The sequence below is a fragment of the Candidatus Poriferisocius sp. genome (assembly GCF_965214065.1).
Taxonomy (GTDB): Bacteria; Actinomycetota; Acidimicrobiia; order Acidimicrobiales; family Bin134; genus Poriferisocius.
This window is the reverse complement of the sequence record NZ_CBDCAT010000026.1, coordinates 371397-394440: the sequence shown is the minus strand read 5'-3', so window position 1 is coordinate 394440 and position 23044 is coordinate 371397. Positions and strand designations below refer to the sequence as shown.

Here is a 23044-nt window from a genome sequence, read left to right as displayed (position 1 = left end):
TCTGATATGGCGTTCCTTGGCCGGTGGGGGGTGGCGCTGCGCAGTGGGCGAGAACGCCATGAGGCGCAAGGTCGGCGGGTAGTCACGCCTCTGTTCTTACAAGCCCACGCAACAGAGTGCGGGGCGGCCTGCCTCGGCAGCGTGCTGGCCTATTTCGGACGTTGGGTGTCGCTGACGGAATTGCGCGGCACGTGCGAAGTGGGCAGGGACGGGTCCACGGCAGCCGGGCTGATTCGGGCAGCAGAGCCTAACGGGCTTGAGGGTTCGGGTTGGAGCGTGCCGGTGAGTCGCCTCAAGCAGATGCCGCTCCCGATGATCCTGTTCTGGGAGTTTAACCACTTCGTGGTTCTGGAGGGGTTCGATGGCAAGTGGTTCTACTTGAATGATCCGGCCTCTGGACACCGGAAGCTCTCCCCTCAAGAGTTCGACTCGGGATTCACCGGGGTGGCTCTGACGTTCCGTCCGGGTCCGGCCTTTTCGCCCGCGGGTGCACCGGTCGGGCTGCTGAAACGCCTTCCCCTATGGCTGAACGGCGTCTGGAGCAGCTTGGCGTGGGCCATCGTCGGCGGGTTGATGCTTGCTGTGCTGGCTTTGGCAGCGCCGTTCGCGGCCAGCCTGTTCATCGACGGCGTTCTAGCCGATGGCGAGTCGTGGGGATTCAGCATCGCAGGGGCGCTGGCGGGGGCGGGTCTTGCTGTCTATGGCGTCACCTTGCTGAAGCAGCGGTTTCTGAAGCGGTTGGCGGCTCGCATCTCAATTGTCTTGGGCAACCGCTCCGTATCGCGATTGCTGCGTCTCCCGGTGGACTACTTCAGCGACAGGCTTGTCGGTGATTTGACGACACGCATCCTTTCCGTCGAAAAAATTGCGCAAGGCCTGTCGGAACGCTTCTTGGGCCTTTTGCTCGAGGTCGCAATGAGCGTCGTATTCCTAGCCGCCATGATGGCCTACGACTTTTTCCTGGCACTCGTAGTATTGGCACTGGCGGTGTTGAATGTGCTGCTCTCGACCCTGGTGGCGCGGGTCCGGTCCGACGAGGCCTCTGCCCTCCGCCGAGAGCAGGGCTTGATGAGCGGTCTTGGCATGATCATGCTGAATCAGGCCGACACTCTTCGGATGACGGGATCTGAAGACCACATGTTCGTGCGCTGGAGCGGCCATCAAGCGCGCGAGTTGCAGGTGCGCCAGCGATACTCCGAGCTGAGCAGCCTCATCTCCGCAGCGCCGGACCTATTCATGTTCCTGGGCAGTGCCGCGGTTCTGTCGTTCGGCGCGACGAGGGTCGTGTCCGGCGAGCTGACGCTGGGCGCGCTGGTGGCGTTATCCCTCGTCTCGATCATGTTCTTGGAACCGGTAGGGCGCTTCAGCGAGTTCGCGCGCGAACGCCAAACTCTTTTGGCCGACATGCAGCGCTTGGACGACATCACAGAGACGCCGATGGATCCAGGGATGGCCCGGCGGGCAGAGGCGTCACCGTCGATCGCCACCTTCAACGGGCGCCTGCGCCTAGCGGGGCACGTGGAGTTGCGCGGCGTGACCTTCGGCTACAACCCAAATCGCCCCCCGCTGATCAAAGACGTCAGCTTCGCGTTCAACCCGGGTCAGCGCGTCGCGGTGGTGGGCCCGAGCGGGTCGGGGAAGTCGACGCTGGCCCGCCTTGTCATGGGCTTCCTGCACCCTTGGTCGGGGGAGATTCTGTTCGATGGCCAGCCCCGCGACGAGATCCCCGACGAAGTGGTGGCCCGCTCCGTATCGATGGTGGACCAGCAAGTCTTCCTCTTCTCTGCCACCGCGCGCGAGAACCTAACGCTGTGGAACCCGGCGGTGCCCGATGACGACGTGGTCGCCGCGGCCCGCGACGCATCGATCCACGAAGACCTGATCAGGCACTCCCTGGGCTATTCGACTCCGGTGGAAGAAGATGGAGCCAATTTCAGCGGTGGAGAGCGGCAGCGCCTGGAAATAGCCCGCGCACTGGTTGGGAACCCGACAGTGCTGGTTCTCGACGAGGCGACGAGTGCCCTGGACTACGCGACGGAGGCGTACGTGGACGACGCGCTGCGCCGCCGAGGCATGAGCTGCATGATCGTTGCCCACCGGTTGAGCACTATTCGCGACTGCGACCAGATCATCGTGCTCGACGGGGGTGCGGCTGTGCAGCGCGGCACTCACGATGAGCTGATGGAGGACAAACAGGGTACGTATTACCGCTTTGTGCAGGAGGAGCTGGCCAGGTGAACGGGCCGTCAAGCCCAACGGTCGGCCAAGTCGCGGCCCAGCGGGGCAAAGCGGTGACTTGCTCCGCCAATCGGCCCGCCGAAATGGACGATCCCGAATATGCCTGGTTCATAGAATCCGGCGCGGTCGACCTCTTCCTGGTCGAGACGCAGGATGGGGTCGAGTGTTCCACGCCGCAGCACATGCTGCGTGCCAGCGCCGGTCAGCTCTTGCCCGGGGTCGCTCCGCTGGTCGACGGGACTTCCCTGGGGCTGATGGCCAAGGGAGTGCCCGGCACCGTTCTGCGGCGCATCTCCCGCTCTCAGCTTGGCACCGTGGACAGCGTGGAACTGGCCAAGCAGATAGACGCATGGATCGCCGACATCTCGGCGATGCTGGTCCGCGACTTTCGGCAACGGCCGCGGATAGACGCGCTCCTCGAATCCGGTGAAGCGTCGGCAATGAGGAGCGGCACAATCGCGGCGCGCCGTGGCGTGGTGTGGGCTACGGGGCTTTTGTCGGGGGAGGGTCTGTTCGTGGGCCTTATCGACCTCGCCGCAAGCAGGGCGGCACCTGATGGCGCCGAAGGAGCACTGCCGCTTACTTCCGCCACCTGGCTGACGGTGACGCAGGAGGCGCGCGTCACCCCGGTGTCCTCATCCGAACTCGCTGAGCGCGGGCGGCTTCTGTCCGGCTTGGATGCCTTCCACAAAGTCGCGTTCTCGCTCGAGCGGCTGAACCGCCAACTGGCCCTCGTCGGGCAGGCGAATTTGGCCCGGGCGCAGGCCATCAGCCGCCGAGACGGTGAGCAAGCCGCCCGTCACCGCCTTTTCGACGCATTGCGTTCCCCCGGTCTCCATACCGAAGTGGATGACTCGGGGTGTCGATCCGGCCGTGCTGGGCGCCGAGCGCGCCGTTCGCCTGCTGGCGAGTCCCAAGTGGATGACTCGGGGCGTCGATCCGGCCGTGCTGGGCGCCGAGCGCGCCGTTCGTCTGCTGGCGAATCCCAAGAGGATGACTCGGGGCTGCACAGCGTCCTTCGAGTGATCGGTCGGCATGCGGGCATCGAGTTCCAGCGTCCTTCGAGCCCCCCCCCGGAGCAGTCTGCGGCCCACTCAGAGCTCGACCGAGTGCTCAACGCATCGGACGCGCGCAGCCGGAAGGTGAAGCTCGTCCCGCAAGATCGCTGGTGGGTCGGCGACAGCGGTGCCATGCTGGCGTTTCGCGCCGAGGACGGCCGACCCGTGGCACTGATGCCCGGCGCGTTGGGGAACTATCGGGAAGTCGATCCCGCTAGTCGGCGCCGGAGACGGATAACGGCGGCCAACGCCGGGTCGCTGCGACCTGATGCTTTCACTTTCTGTCCCGTGCTGAAGCCTGCCGACGTCGGTTGGCGCGACCTGTGGGACGTGGCAAGAACGGGGTTGGGCGGACTCCTGGCCCGCTTGGCGGTGACCGGGCTGCTAGGCGGCCTGATCATGTTGTTGCCGGCCGTGGCGCTCGGCTTTGCTGCTGATGAGGCGATCCCGGCCGGCGATGCCGGGTTGCTCTATGGGGTCAGCCTGGCCCTGGTGGCCTTCGGTGTCGCCCGTGCCCTGCTTTACGTCCTCCAGGACATGTCCCTGATGGGAATCGAGGCCCGCGTGAGCTCCCGTATGGAAGCTGCGTTCTGGGATCGATTGCTGCGGTTGCCGGCCAGTGTGCGGAGGCAGTACCCGGCGGGCGAACTGGCCGCAAGGGGCACGACATCTCAGAATGTGCGCGACGCTGCCCACGGCGTGATCGGCAACGGGTTGCTGTCGACCCTGTTCCTGGTGCCGGCGTTCGTGCTCATCGCTTGGCGCGACGCGTGGCTCGGAGGGCTGACGGCCGCTTTCGGCTTTCTATCGCTGCTTGTGACCATGGCGCTCGGACTGCGCCAGATCGGCCCGCTAGACCGTCAGATGAAGGCCGTTCAGCTCATGGCCGGCCGGTTGTTCCAGCTCATCAACGGCATTCCAAGAATGCGCATGCACGGCGCCGAGAGCTCAGGCTTTGCGGTTTGGGCGAGGGGCTACCGCGAGCAGAAGCGAACGGAGTTGGAGTTCGACGCCCTGGAGACTCACCTGCGGGCTTTTGGGGCGGCCCTGCCACCGTTGGCCGCAGCTTTGGTGATCCTGGTTGCGACTTTGTTGGGACCGGGTTCTCTATCGGCTGGTGACTTCATCGTCGTATTCGTTCTGTTCTTGCTCTATCAGCGGGCGGTCAAGCGCCTGGGCGAATCGTTCGGCGCCCTAGCTGCTGTAGTGCCCGCATGGAATCAGCTCCGACCTCTGCTGGCTGAGGCCGCCGAGACCGGGGCTGAAAAGGATTTCGTGGAGGAGCTGCATGGAGAGGTCGTTTTCGACAAAGTCTCTTTCCGCTACGAAACAAACGGGCCATTGGTCCTCGACGATGTGTCGATCCGGGTATCGAAGGGTGAGTTTGTAGCTCTCGTAGGCGAGTCCGGGTCTGGAAAGAGCACCTTGTTGCGGCTTGCTCTGGGGCTCGAACGCCCTTTCAGCGGATCGGTTTGCTTCGATGGCCGTGATCTTCAACATCTCGACCCCAAGTCGGTGCGACGACAAATCGGCGTGGTACCGCAGGTTGTGCGGCTTCATCCCGCCGATCTATGGGACAACATCGTGGGAGGTGACGAGAGATTCACGTCGGAGGACGCGTGGCGGGCGGCGCAGCTCGCCGCCGTCGACCGCGAAATCATGGCGATGCCGATGGGCATGCTCACACCGATAGGCGCAGGAGCGACTGTCATTTCCGGTGGCGAGAGTCAGCGAATCCAGATTGCCCACGCGTTGATCCGCGATCCCCGCATCCTGATTCTGGACGAAGCCACGAGCTGGTTGGACACCGAGACGCAGTCCAGAATCCTGGAAAATCTATCGAGCTTGACGTCGACGCGGATCGTGGTCGCCCACCGCCGTTCCACCCTGCAACATGTCGACCGCATATTTGTATTGCAACAGGGCAAGGTCGTTCAGGAGGGTTCTCTTGCGGAGTTGGCCGAGAATCCGGGGGTATTCCAAGACCTGATGAGCAGGCAGCAAGCCGGATAGGCCGCCCGAGCGTCTACGACATCGAAGTCTCGAGACGACGCGCCAGCCCGGAGAGCACCCAGTCGTTTGGCCCGAACGCCTCGACTTCGCGTACCGCCTCGTCGACCAACTCGTGGACGCGTCCCCGGGCCTGCTCCCGAGTAAGGACATGCAGGATCGAGCACTCGTCCAAGTCTTCGTCAAACAAATCGTCGACAATCTGGAAGGCAAGCCCGTAGGCGCGGCCGAATGCGTCGAGGCGGCCGAGCTCCCCGCCTGCGCATCCCCCGGCGAGACCACCGCTCCAAGTCGAGAAGCTGAATAGCGCGGCGGTTTTCCTCAAATTGATGAACTCGACTTCCTCCAAGCTTGCTTCTGCCGGATCGAAAGCAAGGTCATCGACTTGTCCTCCGATCAACCCCTTGGATCCGATTGTGCGGGTCAGGCGGGCGCCCACGGCAGTGCTCGCCGCAGGATCGGCAAGCTGTGCGAGCTGAGCAAAAGCATCGACCAGAAGGGCGCTGCCGGCCAGGACAGCCGTGGCGTGGTCGAAGGCGATGTGAACCGCGGCCTGTCCGCGGCGGAGGGGGTTGTCGTCCTGCGACGGCAGGTCGTCGAGCACCAGCGAGCAGGCGTGGACCAACTCCACAGCTCCAGCAATCGGCACGGCCAGCTCCAGATCAGCGCTCACAGCCAAGGCAGCTCCGAACGCCAACGCCGGACGCACGCGCTTGCCGCCCGAGAAGACGGCATAGCGCATGGCCCGGTGAAGCTCGGCGGGATGCTGGGTCTCGGCAGGCAGCACGGCGTCGAGGTGGGAGTCGACACGCTCCCGGCTCGCTTCGAGGAACTCGTCGAGTTCGGATGACCTGCTCTGTTCCTCAAGGCCGGACGCGCCGCCAAGCACATCGTCGGGGGCATCGGGTTCTTGGCTAGACAAGGCCCGACGTCTCCTGCTGTCGGGTCGGCCTAGAGGGCTGCGCCGTCGACCAACGCATCCCGCAGCGCCTGTTCGACCCGCGGGCCGATCTCCCCGTCGCCCGACGCGAACACGCAGCGCGCCGACGCGATTGGCTCGCGAGCCGAACCGGGGCTCGTGAGCTGTTGCGCGAACTCCTCGAGCGTCTGACCCTCGGGCAGGCCGCCGCACTGGACTGGTGCCAGAAGCAAGTTCTTGCTCGATAACCCACGGAGTGTCTTGTGGAAGCGGCGGCACAGCGCCCGGTTGCGTTTGGCCGAGCCGCCGTCATATACGAACCGCACATCGAGCGGCTCGTCCGGTATCACCTCACCGCTGGCCAGAGCCCCCAGAACGGCCACTGCCACCCCGCCGCGGCCGCCAGAGCGATGCCGGCCAGCGGAATCCCCTTCCACCGCGGCCAGCACGAAGGCGATGGAGGCTTCGGCTACGCGCGACAGTGCCCTACCCGCCTCAGAGGGGGACAAAGACTCGCGCATGGCATGGACAGAGACTTGGAAGACCTTGCCGTCAGACCACTGGCGCGCCGCTTCAACCGCCTCGCGGCTGTTCTTCGCGGGGATGTCGTCGAGTTGGGCTCTCATCTCTGAGAGGCTCAGTTCGCACATCCAGTACTGGCGTGTCCGCTCGCGGCAAGCGGACGCATCGCGCTGGGGAGCCGGTCCGATTCCGTCCGGCTGTTCCAGGTCGGCGAATTCCCGGTCTTGAAGTCGGTCGAGCAGTTCGGGGCAGCGGTTGATCCACGCGGTGAGGCGCGGGGCCTTGGCGTGGATCTCAGCGATGGCATCGAAGGCGTCGGGTCGTGCCGCGAACGCCTTGCTGTCGTAGGGGCTCCAGTCTTCGACCTCGGGATAGAACTGCGCCCGATGGCGGTCGAGCAGGGGATCGATGGTCTCGAACCACTTCTTGGGATAAAGCGCCAGATTCATCATCTGCGAGTATCTGCCCGGCAACTGCGGCGAGGCCGACTCGCCGTGATGCTGCATGAGCGGATAGCGCCGGTTAGCGAGGTGGTGATCGGCGTGGCGCTGCATGTTGAAATACATCCAGTTGGTGTACTTGTAGTCGGCGCTCCACGCGTGCCACGGCTTCACCGACTCGAATCTGCCGTGGGATATGTGAACGCGGCGCAATCCGTAGTGCTGCAAGTAATTGCTGACCTTCATCGACAAGACCGCCATGCTGCACAAGCCGATGTAGATCAGCAATGCCAGCGGGCCGCCCAGCCACAACACCAGTCCGTACCAGAAGGCAATTCCCGTGCCGTAGCGCCAGAACGAGTTCGTGTAATGCCACTGTGGTAGCCCGCGGCGGCTCAGCCGCAGTTTTTCGAATCGCCAGGCGCCTACCAGATTGTGCTTCAGCTCCGGAGGCAGGTATCTCCAGAAGGACAAGCCCTTTGGCGGGGAGCCGGGGTCTAGGGGCGTGCACGCATGGGCATGGTGGATGTAGACGTGTTCGGTTGCATAATGCGGATAGGAGGAGGAAGCAAGCAAGAACTCACCGAGCCGGTGCTCCCAGGGGATGCGCCGGTGGATCAGTTCGTGGCCCACGATGAAGATGGATTGAGCCGCGAAGGTGAGGGCCGCGGCCATCAGCCCTACCTCCCATAGCGCCAAGTGATCAGAGGCCAGCATCTGCCACAGCGAGAAGACAAGAGCCGCCGGCCAGAAAGCGCCCCATAGCCACAGCGAGAGCTTGTACAGGAAAAGCTGGTTCCCGCGGGTCGTGGCCGGATCCATATTTCGCTCGTCTGTGCCGAGGTTTTTTTCGAGTTGGTCGGTGAGTCCGAGGAGGGCGAACGGGCCCCCGAGCCACCATCCGCCGTACATGGCGGCGCACACGATGAGCGGGAAGATCGCAAGGGGAGCGAAATGTGGGAGCGCGTTCAGAATAGATGGCTCCACGACCCGCTTGCTCACGGCGACGGTGGGGCCGGAAATCCGCGTTTCCATTTTCGATGTCCTCCGCCGGTAATGATTCGCAGCTAAAGGCTGCCATCTTCAACTCTAATTCACCCGCCGATCGACCCGCCCATCACGCTGCCGGTTGGAGCATGGCCTGTGGGGTTGCCGGACTTGTGGGGTTGCCGGTGTATAGTGCCCTGAACACCCGTCAAGCGGGTCCGGCGAGGCCCATACGGACATGGAGGAAACCGAGTTTGGCTGAACGCGAGCGTCGGCGAACGCCCCCTTACGGGGGCGTTTTCGTTGCCCGCACCCGGGTGATGGAAGCCGAGGACATCAGACGGGCCACTTGGCGGATGGCCCACGAGATAATCGAGCGCAACCACGGCCTCGACGGTCTGGTGATAGTGGGCCTGCAAACCGGGGGAGTGTGGCTGGCAGAGGACATCGCCGCCGCGCTCCATGAGATCGAAGGGACGCGACCCCCTCTGGGAACTCTCGACGTGGCCTTCCACCGCGACGACATCGGGCTGCGGCCCCTGTTGCCCGAAGCGCCCACCCAGATCCCCTTCGGCCTCGACAACCAGGCGGTGGTGACAGTTGACGACGTGCTGCACACCGGCCGCACCATCCGGGCCGCACTGGACGCGCTCACCAGCTATGGGCGGTCTCGGACCGTGCAGTTGGCGGTGATGGTGGACCGGGGCCACCGGGAGCTGCCGATCCGCCCCGATTACGTGGGCAAGAACCTGCCCACCCGCCGCGACGAGATGGTGGACGCCCACCGCAACGGCGTGGACCTCGGAGAGATCGTGAAATGACTCTGTTCCCTCCCAAGCACCTCTTGTCGATCAACGATCTTGGAGCCGAGGGCATAGACGAGGTGTGCCGCCTAGCCGACCACTTCACCGAAGTCTCCCAGCGTCCCATACCCAAGGTGCCCACCCTGCGGGGCAAGACGGTGGCCATGTTGTTCTACGAGGACTCCACCCGGACCCGGCTCTCATTCGAGATGGCGGCCCGCCGCCTGTCGGCTGATGTAATGGGCTTCAGCGTGTCGAGTTCCTCGGTCAACAAGGGGGAGTCGGTGCGCGACACCGTGGCCACCATCTCGGCCATGGGACCCGACGCCATCGTGGTACGCCACCGCTCGGCGGGGGTGCCCCAACAGGCCGCTGCGTGGACTCATGCCAGCGTGATCAACGCCGGTGACGGATGGCACGAGCACCCCACCCAGGCCCTGCTCGACTGCTACACCATCCGCGACCGGCTCGGCTCGGTTTCCGGTCGGCGCATCGTCATCCTGGGCGACATCAAGCACTCTCGGGTGGCCCGCTCTGGGGTGATGGCCTTCACCGCGCTGGGGGCCAAGGTCACCCTGGTGGCGCCGGCAACTCTGCTGCCCCCCGCGGTTGACTCCTGGTCGGTGGATGTGAGCTCCAGCCTCGACGAGGTGCTGAGCGACTGCGATGTGGTGTACGGGCTCAGAGTGCAATCCGAGCGCCAGTCCGAGGCCTTGCTGCCGTCGCTTCGGGAGTACACCGCCCAGTGGGGCCTCACCGTAGACCGGGCCGCCCGCCTGCCTGCCGGGGCGCTGGTCATGCATCCAGGACCGGTGAATCGCGGGGTGGAGATAGCCCCCGAGGTGCTGGACCGCCCCAATGCCACCCTCAACGAGCAGGTCCGCCACGGAGTGGCGGTGAGGATGGCCGTTTTGTATCTCCTGCTGGCCGCCGACCCCGATGGGCAATCCAGGGGAATCGGCGTATGAGCCCCAAAGGCGAAGCCTCATGAGCGCAGTTATCAAGGGTGGAGTGGTTGTGGATGAGACCGGCCAGCGCTCCGCCGATGTGGTGGTAGACGACGGTCGAATTGTCGCCGTGGGCCCCGATTTGTCGGGGGATGAGATCTTGGACGCGGCGGGCTGCGTGGTGGCCCCTGGTTTCTTGGACCTGCACACCCACCTGCGCCAGCCAGGGGCCGAGGAGGCCGAGACCATCGAGACCGGGGGGTGGGCCGCCGTCCGGGGCGGATTCAGCGCGGTGGTGGCCATGCCCAACACCAACCCGCCCATCGACTGCGCCGCGGTGGTGCAAGAAGTGCTGGCGCTGGGCGGCGGGGCGCCGTGCGACGTGTACACCTCCGGGGCCATCACCGTGGGCCGCACAGGAGAGCGGCTGGCCCCCATGGCTGAGATGGCCGCGCTGGGAGTGCGGCTGTTCACCGACGACGGCAACGGGGTGCAAGAAGCCGGTCTCATGCGCCGGGCCATGGAGTACGCCGCCGGTTTGGGGGTGGTGCTGGCCCAGCACTGCGAGGTCGACTCGCTGGCTGAGGGGGGCCACATGCACGAGGGAGTGTGGTCCAGCCGCCTGGGCATTCCCGGCGTGCCGGCCGAGGCCGAGGAGCTGATGGTGATGCGGGACATCGCCCTCAGCCGCTTCACCGGGGCCCCCGTCCATTTCCAGCACCTGTCCACTGAGGGTTCCATTGCCATGGTGAGGGCTGCCCGCCAGGCCGGCGTGGAGGTCACCGCCGAGGTGGCCACCCACCATTTCACCCTCACCGACGATGCTTGCGCCTCCTACGACCCGGTGTTCAAAGTCAACCCGCCTTTGCGCCCGGCCGATGATCGGGACGCGGTGCGGCAGGGCTTGGCTGACGGGGCGGTCGACGCCATCGCCACCGACCACGCTCCCCATCCTCCCGACGCCAAAGAGATGCCCTTTGACCAGGCGCCTCCGGGGATGCTCGGACTGGAAACCGCGCTGGCACTGGCGCTGACCGAGCTCGACCTGCCCATCGCCGAAGTGGTGGGGCTTCTCAGCTGGCGACCGGCGGCCATTGCTGGGTTGAAGGGCGTGCACGGCGGGCCGATCGCCCCCGACGCTCCAGCCAACCTGTGCGTGTTCGACCCCAACGAGGAGTGGACCGTCGACCCCGACGACTCGGCCAGCCGGTCTCGCAACACCCCCTATGCCGGACGCCGAGTCCGCGGCCGGGTTCGCCACACCATCGTGGGCGGGCACTCGGTCTTGGTCGACCGGGAGATGAGGCCATGATCCGCTCAGCAGCCCTCGTGCTCAGCGACGGCGAGGTGTTCGAAGGGGAGGCCATCGGCGCCGACCCGCCCGGTGGGGTCACCTCCGGCGAGGTGGTGTTCAATACCGTGCTCACCGGCTATCAGGAGGTGATCACCGATCCTTCGTATGCGGGGCAGATCATCACCTTCACCTATCCCCACATCGGGAACTACGGCGTCACCCCGGACGACCACGAAAGCCGTCGCCCGTTCTGCCGCGGCGTGATCGTGCGGGACATGGCCCGCCGCCGCTCAAGCTGGCGGGCCACTGGCGACTTGGAGGCCTTTTTGGTCGAACAGGGCATCGCCGGCCTGGCCGGAGTGGACACCCGGCGGCTCACCAGCCACATCCGCGACGCCGGAGCCATGCCGGGCGCCTTCGGGACCGCGGCCGAGTCCGACCTGCGGGCCGCGGCGGCGGTTGAGCCCGGCACCGACGGAGTGGACCTGGTGGCCACGGTTACCCGTTCCGAGCCGGAGCACTTCTCCAGCACCCGGGATGACGGCCGAGCTCCCCGCCGGGTGGTGGCCCTCGACTACGGGCTGAAGGCCACCATCGTCCGCCACTTGCAGACCATCGCCCAGGTGGAGGTGGTGCCGGCCGACACCGCGGCCGCCGACATCCTGGCCCGGCAGCCCGACGGGGTCTTCCTGTCCAACGGGCCCGGCGACCCCACCGCCGTGGTCGGCGCGACGGACACCATCGCAGCGCTGTTGGGCGAGGTCCCGATCTTCGGCATCTGCTTGGGCCACCAGCTCCTAGCCGCCGCGCTAGGCGGGAAGATCGAGAAGCTGCCCTTCGGCCACCACGGCGGCAATCACCCCGTCCGCAATCTGGCCACCGGCGCGGTGGAGATCACCAGCCAGAACCACAATTTCTGTGTGGCTGACGGCTCCATTCCCGGTGCCGACATCACCCACATCAACCTCAACGACCACACTGTGGAGGGCCTGCGCTGCCGCGACCTGCCCGCGTTCAGCGTGCAATACCACCCCGAAGCCGGCCCCGGCCCCCACGACTCTCGCTATCTCTTTGCCCTTTTCGATGAATTGATGGAGGGGGATGCCCATGCCTAGGCGGACCGATATCGAGTCGATCCTGCTCATCGGATCGGGTCCCATCGTGATCGGCCAGGCTTGCGAGTTCGACTACTCCGGCACCCAGGCCTGTCGGGTGCTGCGCGAAGAGGGCTACCGGGTGGTGCTGGCCAACTCCAACCCGGCCACCATCATGACCGACCCTGAGTTCGCCGACGCCACCTATGTGGAACCGCTCAGCGCAGAGGTGCTCACCAGCATCATCCAGCGAGAACAGCCTGACGTGTTGCTGCCCACCCTGGGCGGACAGACCGCGCTGAACCTGGCCATGGAGCTGATCGAGTCGGGAGTGGTGGACAAATACGGGGTGGAGGTGATTGGGGCCAACCAAAGCGCCATCTCGACCGCCGAGGACCGGGCCAAGTTCCGCCAAGCCATGATCGACATCGGATTGCCCGTTCCCCCCTCAGCCACCGCCCACACCCTCGATGAGGCGATGGGGATCATGGAGCGCATCGGGCTGCCGGTGATCATCCGTCCGGCCTACATACTGGGCGGCACCGGCACGGGCATCGCCCACACTCTTGAGCAGGGCCGGGAGATGGCCGCCCACGGTTTGGCGGCCAGTCCCATCAGCGAGATCCTCATCGAGCAGTCGATCGCCGGCTGGAAGGAATACGAGCTCGAGGTGATGCGCGACCGGGCCGACAATTGCGTGGTGGTGTGCACCATCGAGAACCTCGACCCCATGGGCGTCCACACTGGCGACTCCATCACCGTTGCCCCGGCCCAGACCCTGTCCGATGTGGAGTACCAGGTGCTGCGGGATGCGGCTTTCGCCTGCATCCGCAGGGTGGGAGTGGAAACCGGCGGGTCCAACATTCAGTTCGCGGTCAACCCCGACAACGGGGAGTTTGTGATCATCGAGATGAACCCCCGGGTGTCGCGGTCCTCCGCGCTGGCCTCCAAGGCCACCGGATTTCCGATCGCCAAGATCGCGGCCCGCCTGGCGGTGGGCTACACCCTCGATGAGATTACCAACGACATCACTGAGAAGACCCCAGCGTGCTTCGAGCCGGTCATCGACTATGTAGTCACCAAAGTGCCTCGGTGGGCGTTCGAGAAGTTCCCCGGGGTGTCGGGGGTGCTCAACACTCAGATGCAGTCGGTAGGGGAGGTTATGGCTATCGCCCGCACCTTCACCGAGTCGCTGCAAAAGGGACTGCGCTCGCTGGAGCTGGGCCGTCACGGCCTCAACGCCGATCCGGCCGAGGCCGCCTACGACCCTCTCAGCGACGATGAGCTCTTGGCCGCGGCCGTGGTGCCCACTCCCGAGCGGGTCTTTCAGCTTGAGGCTCTGCTGCGGCGGGGGCTCACGGTGGCAGACCTCTTCGAGGCCACCAAGGTAGACCCGTGGTTCTGCGACCAGATCCTCCAGATCACCGAGGAACGGGCCGCGCTGACCGAGGTTGGCTTCGAGGCCATGACCCCCCGGGCATGGAAGCGGGCCAAGCAGTTCGGTTTCTCCGACGAGCAGCTCGGCTATCTCTGGAACATGCCAGCTGCCGAGGTCCGGGCGGCCCGCATTGCCGTTGGTGTGGAGGCAACGTTCAAAACAGTGGATACCTGTTCGGCCGAGTTCGAGGCCGAGACCCCGTACCACTACTCCACCTATGAAGACGTCAGCGAGGTTGAGCCCTCCGATCGGGCCAAGGTCATCATCTTGGGGTCGGGTCCAAATCGGATCGGCCAGGGGATCGAGTTCGACTACTGCTGCGTCCACGCCTGCTTCGCGCTGTCGGAGGCCGGCTACGAGACCATCATGGTCAATTGCAATCCGGAGACGGTGTCCACCGACTACGACACCAGCGACCGCTTGTATTTCGAGCCCCTTACCGAAGAAGACGTCTGCAACGTGATCGACGCCGAGCTCCGGTCGTCGCAGATCGCCGGCGGCCCCGGCATCGCCGGGATCGTCGTATCGCTCGGCGGTCAGACGCCGCTCAAGCTGGCCGGCGTGCTCCCGGCCGGGCTGGTGGTGGGCACTAGTCCCGAGAGCATTGATCTGGCCGAGGACCGGGAGCAGTGGAATGCGCTGTGCGCCCGCCTCGACATCCCCCAGCCGGCGGGGGGCATTGCCAGCACGGTGGACGATGCCCTGGCGGTGGCCGACCGCATCGGCTACCCCGTGCTGGTGCGGCCCTCCTATGTGCTGGGCGGTCGGGCCATGGTGATCGTCTACACCGACGACGACCTGCGCGACGCCATGGCCGAGATGGCCGTTTCCGGTTCATTGGGCCGAGAGGGAGGGCTGTCGGCGGAGCGGCCGGTGCTGATCGACCGCTTCTTGGAAGACGCCACCGAGGTGGATGTGGACGCCATCCGGGACATGTCGGGTGAAGTGCTCATCGGCGGGGTCATGGAGCATGTGGAAGAGGCCGGGGTCCACTCCGGCGATAGTGCCTGCATGCTCCCCCCAGTGCATCTGTCGGAGGCCACTGTGGCCCTGCTGGAGCGTCACGTGAAGGACATCGCCCACGAGCTGGATGTAGTCGGGCTCATCAACGTGCAGTTTGCGGTCAAGCAATACGGCACAGGCGCAGCTGACCAGGTGTTCGTGCTGGAGGCCAACCCTCGGGCGTCGCGGACGGTGCCGTTTGTGGCCAAGGCCACCGGCGTGCCCCTGGTGAAGGTGGCCACCCGGGTCATGATGGGGGCCAGCCTGGCCGATCTGCGCCAGGAGGGGCTGCTGGGTCGCCGGGCCAACGGCGACCACATCTCGGTGAAGGAGGCGGTACTGCCGTTCAACAAGTTCCCCGAGGCTGATGCCATCTTGGGTCCGGAGATGAAGTCCACCGGCGAGGTAATGGGTATAGACCTGCGTCCCGGCTTGGCCTTCGCCAAGAGCCAGATCGCCGCCGGGGCGCCGCTGCCCGCCCACGGTACGGTGCTGATGTCGCTGGCTGATCGGGACAAGGCCGCTGGGGTGGAGATGGCCCAGGTGTTCACCGCATTGGGTCTGTCTATCGCGGCCACCTCCGGCACCGCCGCCGCGTTGTCCGACGCTGGGGTTCCAGTGGACCAGGTGGTGGCCAAGGTGGGAGAGGGAGGAAACGACGTGGTTGAGTTGATCGACGGCGGCCGAGTGCAGTTGGTGGTGAATACCCCGAGGGGTCGAGGCTCTCGGGCCGACGGCGACCACATTCGCCGGGCGGCCAGCCGCAACCGGGTGGCCCTGCTGACCACCGCCTCCGCCGGTTTGGCCGCAGCCGATGGCATGGCCGACTGGTCTCGCCACTCGCTGCGAGTGCGGTCGCTTCAGGAGTACCACCGAGGGGTGACCAGCGATCAGCTGGCCTTGGAGCTATGAGCCGGCGCGGTTTCCAGGGTGCTGAGCTGGAAACCGCTATCGGTTCGGTTCGGTTGCCCAATCCGGTGATGACCGCCTCGGGCACGGTGGGCCACGGAGCTGAGCTGGCCCGCTACCTGGACTACTCGGAGCTGGGCGCGGTGGTGGTCAAGTCGCTGGCTCCCTATGAGTGGCCCGGCAACTCTCCGCCTCGGGTTCACCCGGTTTCGGCGGGGATGATCAACAGCGTGGGCCTGCAAGGCCCCGGCCTGCCCCGATGGCTCGACGAAGAGCTGCCGGCGCTGGCTGAAACCGGCGCTCGGGTGGTGGTGTCGATCTGGGGGCGGACTCTGGAGGACTATGCGGCCGCCTCCGAGATGCTGGGGGCGGCCGACGGCCAGCCAATGCAGGCCGTGGTCGCCGCGGAGATCAACGTCTCTTGCCCCAATCTGGAAGATCGGGGGCGCATGTTCTCCCACTCCGCGGCCATGACCGAGGCTGCGCTGGCTGCCACAGCAACCTGCGGCCTTGCCCGATGGGCCAAGCTCAGCGCAACCGGCGACCTGGTGGAGGTTGCCGCCGCCGCGGTTGAGGGGGGCGCCGAGGCCCTCACCCTCATCAACACCCTGCTGGGCATGGTTATCGACACCGAGGCCCGCAAACCCCTGCTGGGCGGCGGCGGGGGAGGAGTGTCGGGCCGGGCTATGGGCCCGGTGGCCGTTAGGGCGGTATACGACGTGCATGCCGCCCTGCCCGAGGTGCCCATCATCGGGGTGGGCGGGATCGCTTCGGGAACCGATGCGGTAGAGATGATGATGGCCGGGGCCCGCGCCGTGCAGGTGGGCACCGCCACGTTCGCCGACCCCCGGGCACCCGCCAAGGTCTTGCGGGGACTGGCCCGCTGGTGTGCCGCCCACGGCGTACGTCGACTGGATGAGATGATTGGAGCAGCCCATGAGTAAGACGACGCGCGATTCCCGCTTGGCCATTGTGCTGGACGTGGACGATCTGAATTTTGCCTGTTTGATGGCCGATGCCGTTCACCCCTCGATGGGAGTGGCCAAAGTTGGGCTTGAGCTGTTCGCCACTGCCGGGCCAGACGCGGTTCGGGCCATGAGCGATCGGGGCTATGAGGTGTTCGCCGACCTCAAGTTCCACGACATTCCCACCCAAGTGGGTCGGGCTGCGGCGAAGGTGGGCCGAACCGGAGCCCGCTGGCTCACCGTCCACACCCTAGGCGGGGCCGACATGCTGCGGGCCGGGGTAGAGGGTCTGGCCGAGGGCAGCGACGGTGCCGCCCAAGTTTTGGGAGTGACCATTTTGACCAGCGACGCCGACCGGTCCCGAGATGTGCTCGAAGAGCGGGTGGCGCTAGCCCGAGATGCCGGCTGCGGCGGGGTGATCTGCTCGGCCGGCGATATCGGGGTGGTCAAGGCAGTCGCACCAGAGCTGAAGCGTGTAGTGCCCGGCATCCGCCTCCCGGGCTCAAGCCACCACGATCAGGCCAGCGTGGCCACCCCCGAGGCCGCCATCGCCGCGGGCGCTTCGATCCTGGTTGTCGGTCGGACGGTGACCGCCGACGTTCAAGGATTGACCATTCACTCAGATCATCTGGCCAAGGCGCTGGCCGAGATGGCCGACAGGGCCCGACTGGTGGCGACCAGCATCAGCCACTTGTAGGCAACACAAGCCCTGCACATCACGTCTTGCACAAAATCCCCAACAAGACTTGAAGTACAAACTACAATGGTGTAATGGCAGGACCCCCACAACTGACAGCAGAGCAGCGCCAAAAGGCGTTGAAGAAAGCTAGCGAGGTGCGTAAGCGGCGAGCCGATGTCAAGCGCTTGCTCAAGATGAGGACAATTTCGCTTTCCGACTTGCTGGAACAGGCGGAAACCGACGATGTGGTCGCCGGAACCAAAGTGCTCGCCGTCCTGGAGTCGCTTCCAGGCATGGGCAAGGTTCGGGCTCGCAAGATGATGGACGAGATCGGCATTGCCGACAGCCGTCGCATCCGCGGGCTGGGCGATCAGCAACGGGCTTCGTTGCTGGCGCGCTGCGGCGACTAGATCAGCCTCTGATAATTGTGTTGTCCGGCCCCGGTGGGGTCGGTAAAGGGACGATCGCGGCCGCTCTTGTGGCCGAGGACCCCAAGTTGTGGCTCAGCCGGTCTTGGACAACCCGTGCCCGCCGGCCTGGAGAGTCGGAAACCGCCTATGTGTTCACCGACAAGGCTGAATTTCGGGACAAGGTTGCTGAAGGCGGATTCGTGGAATGGGCGGAGATCGCCGGAAACCTCTACGGCACCCCGCAGCCCGATCCGCCTGAAGGCCGCGACGTCTTGTTGGAAATCGATGTCCAGGGAGCGGCCCAAGTTCGGGAGAGCCGTCCCGAAGCCCTGTGCATATTCGTCGAAGCGCCTTCGGCCGCTGAACAGGAGTCCCGCTTGCGGGGTCGGGGCGATCCTGAGAGTCATATCGCCAAGCGTCTGGCTCTGGCCGACTCTGAGCGAATCCTGGCCTATGAGCTCAATGCGGTCCATATCGTCAACGACAGTCTCACCGAGGCGGTGGACGCGGTCGCTGCTCTCATCGCAAATGCTCGCGGGGAGCGGTCTGTCAATGACGATTAACCCACCCCGTTTTGGTATCATTTATCCGCTCTCCCTAGTGCCTGTTGGAAGAAGGCTGCACTGATGACCGAACAGCACGACACCATGATGTATCCGACTATTGAGGAACTCCTGGGCCGCACCGACTCCAAGTTCCGCTTGGTCACCCTGGGGGCGCTGCGGGCCTGCCAGATCAACTCCTATTTCGGCCAGCTCGGCGAGGGCTTGGGGGCGATGGTCCCTCCTCAGGTGCTGACCATGTCCCGCAAGCCTCTGTCCATAGCCTTCGAGGAGATCGCAGTCGACAAGATCATTGCGGTGGACCCCCCTGAGGTGTCCGAAGAGGAAGTTCTGCCCGACACCTTGATCCCCACCGGTGATGCCGACCTCGGCGGCGATGACCTCGACAGCGCCGATCAGGGCGAGGCCGATCTCGACTCTGCGTCCTGACAGAGCCATGGTGGCCGTCGCCGGCAAGCACATAGCGTTCGGTGGCCAATGACCGCGTTCGCCGGCAAGCGCATCGTCCTAGGTGTGAGCGGCGGGATCGCAGCGTACAAGGCGGTTGAGGTCTGCCGTCGGCTGATGGACGGTGGCGCCCACGTCATCCCGGTGCTCACCAGGGGTGCTACCCGGTTCGTGGGCCGCACCACCTTCGATGCGCTGGCCTCTGAGCCAGTTCGCATGAGCCTGTTCGATGAAGACGACCCCATCCCCCATACCACCTTGGGCCAGACCGCCGACTGCGTGCTTGTCGCTCCGGCCACTGCCCGGGTGATCGGTGCCTATGCCGCCGGCATCAGCTCCGATCTGCTGACCGCTACCCTCATCGCCACCCGGGCTCCGGTGGTGATCTGCCCGGCCATGCACACCGAGATGTGGGAGCATCCGGCAGTAATCGACAACATCGCCAAGCTGGCCGAACGGGGCGTCCACATCGTCGGACCGGAGTCGGGCCGATTGGCGGGGGGAGACGAAGGCGCCGGGCGCCTCTGCTCTCCAGCCGACATTGCGGCTGCTGTAGGCCGAGTCCTCGATTCCGGCGGCCTGCGAGCCGATATGGCCGGGCTGTCGGTGGTTGTCACCGCAGGAGGCACTCGGGAGCCCATCGACCCGGTGCGCTACATCGGCAACCGGTCCTCGGGCAAACAGGGCTATGCCTTCGCCGAGGAAGCCGCCGATCGGGGGGCCGACGTGACCATAGTCACCACCGTGGACCGACCGGGTCCTGCGAGCGCCACCGTGGTGAAAGTCGATACCGCAGAGGAGATGGCCGCGGCCACCGTAAAAGCCGCCAAGCAGGCCGATGTGGTGATCATGGCCGCGGCGGTGGCCGATTTCCGTCCGATCGACCCCGTCGGCGTGAAGCTCAAAAAGCGCGACGGAGTACCCGCAATCGAGTTGGAGACCACCCCGGACATCTTGGCCACGCTGGGGGCGGCCAAGCCGCACGGCCAGACCCTGGTGGGGTTTGCCGCCGAGACCTGCGATGTGGCCGGCAACGCCGCGGCGAAGCTGAGAGGCAAGGGCGCCGACTACATCGTGGCCAATGACGTGACGGCAGAAAACGCCGGTTTTGCCTACGACACCAACGAAGTCTTGGTGCTAGCTTCCGATGGCCGGGTCCACCCGGTCGGCCTGCGATCCAAGCGCCAGGTGGCCCAAGCAGTGCTTGACTTGGTAGTGGGCGACCGACACAGTCAGGCGCAGTCCGCTACACAGGTGGCCGACGGAACCAGCCGAGCCGATAACCAGGAGAATCAATGAGCCAAGGGACCAATGGCCGTTACCGCTTCACGTCTGAATCGGTCACCGGCGGCCATCCTGACAAGATCGCCGATCAGATTTCCGACGGGGTGCTGGATGCCCTGCTTGCCGTGGACATCGGCAGCCGGGTGGCGTGCGAGACCTTGGTGACCACCGGATTGGTGGTGGTGGCCGGTGAGATTTCCACCGAGGGCTATATCGACATCCCGCGGGTGGTGCGCGACACCATCATCGGCATCGGCTACGACCGGGAAGACTACGGTTTCGACGGCAACACCTGCGGCGTCATGGTGTCCATCGACGACCAGTCTCCCGACATTGCCCAGGGGGTGGACAGGCTCGACCCGCTGGAGCAGGGTGCCGGCGACCAGGGAATGATGTTCGGCTTCGCTTGCGACGAGACCCCCGAGCTGATGCCCCTGCCCATCCACATCGCCCACCGAATGGTGGAGCGCCTGACCGAGGTCCGCCGCTCGGGATGTGTTCCCTACTTGCGGCCCGATGGCAAAAGCCAGGTGACCTTCGAGTACGAGGGCACTAGGCCGGTGGGGCTGACCACCGTGCTGATGTCGGCCCACCACCGTGACGGAACCGATCTGGTGGAGATGAAGGACGACCTCAAAGAGCAGGTCATCGATCCGGTGGTTCCCGAGCAGTTCCGCGACGATGATTATGATGTGCTGGTCAACCCCACCGGTAAGTTCGTGAGGGGTGGCCCGGTGGCCGACGCCGGGCTGACCGGACGCAAGATCATCGTGGACACCTACGGAGGCATGGCCCGCCACGGCGGGGGCGCCTTCTCGGGCAAGGATCCCAGCAAGGTGGATCGCTCGGCGGCGTACGCCGCTCGTTGGGTGGCCAAGAACGTGGTGGCCTCTGGTGCCGCCGCCCGCTGCGAGGTGCAGGTGTCCTATGCCATCGGCGTCGCCCGTCCGATGTCGGTGATGGTGGAGACTTTCGGCACCGAGACGGTGGACCCGGCCAAGATCAGCCACCAGGTGCAGGAGATCTTCGATCTGCGGCCCGCGGCCATCATCCGGGACTTGGAGCTGCTGCGGCCCATCTACCGGAACACGGCAGCCTACGGACACTTTGGGCGCAGCCCCGAGAGCACGTTCACCTGGGAGCGCACCGATCGGGTGGACGATATCCGCTCAGCGCTGGGCCTTTCGTAGTTGCACGTCCGGGTTCTTCCCGACGTCGTCGCAATAGACCGCGAGTTCACCTACACGGTTCCCGAAGGCTGGGCCGACGACCCCCGGTTCGGCGTTGGTGCGATGGTCCGGGTGCCGCTTCATGGCCGCCGGGTGGCCGGTTGGATCACTGAGGTGGATGTAGAGCCTCCCGAAGGGGTTGCGCTCGCGCCCCTGGCCAAGTTGAGCAGCATCGGACCTGACCGCGGGCTCATCGAATTGAGCGAGTGGGCCGCCCGGCGGTGGGCTGGCCGCCGGGTCCATTTCCTGCGGTCCGCCTCGCCCCCTCGCATGGTGGCCGCCGTGCCTCGTCCCAAGCGCACTCGGCTGGTGTCAACGGGCGATTATGCCGATTTATTCGAGGGCGAGTGCCGCACCCTGCGCCATGGGCCTTCCGATGACCCGCTGGCTGTAGCCATGGCTGCGGCCGCCCGAGGCCAGGCACTGATCTTGGTGCCCGATCACGACCGGGCTGATGAGCTGTCGAGGCGGTTGGCGAGGGAGGGAGCGTGGGCATCCCGTTACCCAGATGGCTGGGCCGCAGCCGCGGCCGGCGCCACTGTGGTGGGCACGATGTCGGCCGCCTGGGCTCCGGCCCCTGAGTTAGCCGCGGTGCTGGTGATCGACGAGCACGACGAGTCGTACCGCTCGGAGTCCGCCCCCACATGGAGCGGCCGGGATGTGGCCATTGAGAGGGCTCGCCGGACCGGCGTGCCCTGTGTGCTGTTGTCGCCGGTGCCCAGTCTGGAAGCGTTGCGGTCCAAGCCCTTGCTGCGCCCTTCCCGGGGGGCCGAGCGCGACGGCTGGCCGCAGGTGGAGGTGGTGGATCGCCGCAGCGAGGACCCGGCCCGGGCCGGGCTCTATTCCCCTGTGCTGGTGAATGCGCTGCGCGACGGGGGCCGGGTGGCCTGCGTGCTGAACCGGCTGGGCCGCTCGCTATTGCTGGCCTGCCGAGTGTGCGGCGAGCTGGCTGTCTGCACCGAGTGCGGATCGTCCATGCGCCAGGGCGACGACAGGCAATTGCATTGCCGGGCCGGAGACCACACTCGCCCGCTGGTGTGCGCCGACTGCGGCAGCACCGGGATGAAGAACCTGAGGGCCGGGGTGAAGCGAGTGCGAGAGGAAGTAGAGGCGCTGGTTCGGACCCCGGTGGCCGAGGTCACCGGCAGCGGCTATACCGGCCCGCCCACTGCCCGGGTGGTGGTCGGCACTGAAGCAATACTGCATCTGGGCCGGCCTTTCGACGTGGTCGCCTTCTTGGAATTCGACCAAGAACTGCTGGCCCCCCGATTCCGAGCCCGGGAGCAGGCCCTGGCCCTCATTGCTCGGGCCGCCCGAATCACCGGACCCCGCACCGCGGGCGGGCGCATCCTGCTTCAGACTCGTCTGCCTGAGAACCCCGCGGTGGTGGCTGCGTTCCGGGCCGACCCCGCGCTTTTGGCCCGTGCCGAGCGAGACCGCCGCCAAGAGCTGGCCCTGCCTCCCTACGGGGCCATCGCCGTCGTCTCCGGCCCGGTCGCGCCGGAGTTCATGGGGCGGTTCGGCACGCCGCTGGGCATCCGCATCGCCCCCGACCCCAGTGGGCAGTTCTACTTGCGGGCCCCCGACTACGACTCCCTTTGCAACGCCCTCGCCTCAGTGGAGCGCCCACCCGGCCGACTCCGCATCGACGTCGACCCCATCAGAGCGATCTAGTGGTGTGTCTTGGGTTTATTCGCGCGTGTCCTGCTAGGCATCGACGCCCCTCGCTGCGTTGCCCCTCCTTGCCGTACGCTCCGGGTATGGCTGCGTCGGTGCGCCTTGCGAGGAACGCCGCTGCCGTCGCAA

At 65.8% G+C, this 23044-nt stretch carries 17 protein-coding genes; 15 read left to right on the top strand and 2 right to left on the bottom strand.

Annotation, left to right across the window (positions count from 1 at the left end; all coding sequences use genetic code 11):
* The first annotated feature begins 6 nt into the window (after positions 1 to 6).
* Both ACOOGG_RS06120 and ACOOGG_RS06115 read left to right on the top strand, forming a co-directional pair.
* Positions 7 to 2238, top strand: a complete 2232-nt coding sequence (locus ACOOGG_RS06120; protein WP_420433334.1) for an ATP-binding cassette domain-containing protein — start codon at positions 7 to 9, stop codon at positions 2236 to 2238.
* Positions 2235 to 5309, top strand: coding sequence for an ATP-binding cassette domain-containing protein (locus ACOOGG_RS06115; RefSeq protein WP_420433331.1), 3075 nt, complete (start codon positions 2235 to 2237; stop codon positions 5307 to 5309). Before ACOOGG_RS06120 ends, ACOOGG_RS06115 begins: the two co-directional genes overlap by 4 nt.
* Before the next feature lie 13 nt (positions 5310 to 5322).
* Here ACOOGG_RS06115 and ACOOGG_RS06110 read toward each other — a convergent pair whose 3' ends face one another.
* Complete coding sequence (locus tag ACOOGG_RS06110) at positions 5323 to 6228, bottom strand: polyprenyl synthetase family protein (protein WP_420433329.1); 906 nt, start codon at positions 6226 to 6228, stop codon at positions 5323 to 5325.
* A 29-nt stretch (positions 6229 to 6257) separates the two neighbouring features.
* Positions 6258 to 8222, bottom strand: coding sequence for a fatty acid desaturase (locus tag ACOOGG_RS06105; RefSeq protein WP_420433327.1), 1965 nt, complete (start codon positions 8220 to 8222; stop codon positions 6258 to 6260).
* Positions 8223 to 8494: 272 nt separating this feature from the next.
* Between ACOOGG_RS06105 and pyrR the strand changes: the two genes are divergently transcribed.
* The 13 genes from pyrR (at position 8495) to ACOOGG_RS06040 (ending at position 22912) form a co-directional block, all read left to right on the top strand.
* On the top strand, positions 8495 to 8995 hold the full coding sequence (pyrR, locus tag ACOOGG_RS06100) for a bifunctional pyr operon transcriptional regulator/uracil phosphoribosyltransferase PyrR (protein ID WP_420433400.1): 501 nt from the start codon (positions 8495 to 8497) through the stop codon (positions 8993 to 8995).
* Positions 8992 to 9945 carry an aspartate carbamoyltransferase catalytic subunit gene (locus tag ACOOGG_RS06095; RefSeq protein ID WP_420433324.1) on the top strand — a complete coding sequence of 318 codons (954 nt, stop codon included), beginning with the start codon at positions 8992 to 8994 and terminating at the stop codon, positions 9943 to 9945. The genes pyrR and ACOOGG_RS06095 overlap by 4 nt, the downstream gene beginning before the upstream one ends.
* A 19-nt stretch (positions 9946 to 9964) precedes the next feature.
* On the top strand, positions 9965 to 11236 hold the full coding sequence (locus ACOOGG_RS06090; RefSeq protein ID WP_420433322.1) for a dihydroorotase: 1272 nt from the start codon (positions 9965 to 9967) through the stop codon (positions 11234 to 11236).
* Positions 11233 to 12333: a glutamine-hydrolyzing carbamoyl-phosphate synthase small subunit gene (gene carA / locus ACOOGG_RS06085; RefSeq protein WP_420433320.1), complete on the top strand. Its 1101-nt coding sequence runs from the start codon at positions 11233 to 11235 to the stop codon at positions 12331 to 12333. Before ACOOGG_RS06090 ends, carA begins: the two co-directional genes overlap by 4 nt.
* Complete coding sequence (carB, locus tag ACOOGG_RS06080) at positions 12326 to 15664, top strand: carbamoyl-phosphate synthase large subunit (protein ID WP_420433318.1); 3339 nt, start codon at positions 12326 to 12328, stop codon at positions 15662 to 15664. Before carA ends, carB begins: the two co-directional genes overlap by 8 nt.
* Complete coding sequence (locus ACOOGG_RS06075; RefSeq protein ID WP_420433316.1) at positions 15661 to 16605, top strand: dihydroorotate dehydrogenase; 945 nt, start codon at positions 15661 to 15663, stop codon at positions 16603 to 16605. Before carB ends, ACOOGG_RS06075 begins: the two co-directional genes overlap by 4 nt.
* Complete coding sequence (gene pyrF / locus ACOOGG_RS06070; RefSeq protein WP_420433314.1) at positions 16598 to 17323, top strand: orotidine-5'-phosphate decarboxylase; 726 nt, start codon at positions 16598 to 16600, stop codon at positions 17321 to 17323. The genes ACOOGG_RS06075 and pyrF overlap by 8 nt, the downstream gene beginning before the upstream one ends.
* A 74-nt stretch (positions 17324 to 17397) precedes the next feature.
* Positions 17398 to 17715 carry an integration host factor, actinobacterial type gene (mihF, locus tag ACOOGG_RS06065; protein WP_420433312.1) on the top strand — a complete coding sequence of 106 codons (318 nt, stop codon included), beginning with the start codon at positions 17398 to 17400 and terminating at the stop codon, positions 17713 to 17715.
* A gap of 17 nt (positions 17716 to 17732) precedes the next feature.
* Positions 17733 to 18278 carry a guanylate kinase gene (locus ACOOGG_RS06060; RefSeq protein WP_420433310.1) on the top strand — a complete coding sequence of 182 codons (546 nt, stop codon included), beginning with the start codon at positions 17733 to 17735 and terminating at the stop codon, positions 18276 to 18278.
* A gap of 63 nt (positions 18279 to 18341) precedes the next feature.
* Entirely contained in the window at positions 18342 to 18707 is a 366-nt protein-coding gene (gene rpoZ, locus ACOOGG_RS06055) for a DNA-directed RNA polymerase subunit omega (RefSeq protein WP_420433308.1), read from the top strand.
* Positions 18708 to 18755: 48 nt separating this feature from the next.
* Positions 18756 to 20024, top strand: coding sequence for a bifunctional phosphopantothenoylcysteine decarboxylase/phosphopantothenate--cysteine ligase CoaBC (coaBC, locus tag ACOOGG_RS06050; RefSeq protein WP_420433306.1), 1269 nt, complete (start codon positions 18756 to 18758; stop codon positions 20022 to 20024).
* Positions 20021 to 21199, top strand: a complete 1179-nt coding sequence (metK, locus tag ACOOGG_RS06045) for a methionine adenosyltransferase (protein ID WP_420433304.1) — start codon at positions 20021 to 20023, stop codon at positions 21197 to 21199. Before coaBC ends, metK begins: the two co-directional genes overlap by 4 nt.
* Positions 21200 to 22912 carry a hypothetical protein gene (locus tag ACOOGG_RS06040; RefSeq protein WP_420433302.1) on the top strand — a complete coding sequence of 571 codons (1713 nt, stop codon included), beginning with the start codon at positions 21200 to 21202 and terminating at the stop codon, positions 22910 to 22912.
* Positions 22913 to 23044: the final 132 nt, after the last annotated feature.

Coding starts and splice junctions, on each gene's coding strand:
- mihF (WP_420433312.1), top strand. CDS start 17,398: ATGGCAGGACCCCCACAACTGACAGCAGAGCAGCGCCAAAAGGCGTTG.
- ACOOGG_RS06105 (WP_420433327.1), bottom strand. CDS start 8,222: ATGGAAACGCGGATTTCCGGCCCCACCGTCGCCGTGAGCAAGCGGGTC.
- metK (WP_420433304.1), top strand. CDS start 20,021: ATGAGCCAAGGGACCAATGGCCGTTACCGCTTCACGTCTGAATCGGTC.
- pyrF (WP_420433314.1), top strand. CDS start 16,598: ATGAGTAAGACGACGCGCGATTCCCGCTTGGCCATTGTGCTGGACGTG.
- carA (WP_420433320.1), top strand. CDS start 11,233: ATGATCCGCTCAGCAGCCCTCGTGCTCAGCGACGGCGAGGTGTTCGAA.
- ACOOGG_RS06075 (WP_420433316.1), top strand. CDS start 15,661: ATGAGCCGGCGCGGTTTCCAGGGTGCTGAGCTGGAAACCGCTATCGGT.
- carB (WP_420433318.1), top strand. CDS start 12,326: ATGCCTAGGCGGACCGATATCGAGTCGATCCTGCTCATCGGATCGGGT.
- rpoZ (WP_420433308.1), top strand. CDS start 18,342: ATGACCGAACAGCACGACACCATGATGTATCCGACTATTGAGGAACTC.
- ACOOGG_RS06120 (WP_420433334.1), top strand. CDS start 7: ATGGCGTTCCTTGGCCGGTGGGGGGTGGCGCTGCGCAGTGGGCGAGAA.
- ACOOGG_RS06090 (WP_420433322.1), top strand. CDS start 9,965: ATGAGCGCAGTTATCAAGGGTGGAGTGGTTGTGGATGAGACCGGCCAG.
- coaBC (WP_420433306.1), top strand. CDS start 18,756: ATGACCGCGTTCGCCGGCAAGCGCATCGTCCTAGGTGTGAGCGGCGGG.
- pyrR (WP_420433400.1), top strand. CDS start 8,495: ATGGAAGCCGAGGACATCAGACGGGCCACTTGGCGGATGGCCCACGAG.
- ACOOGG_RS06095 (WP_420433324.1), top strand. CDS start 8,992: ATGACTCTGTTCCCTCCCAAGCACCTCTTGTCGATCAACGATCTTGGA.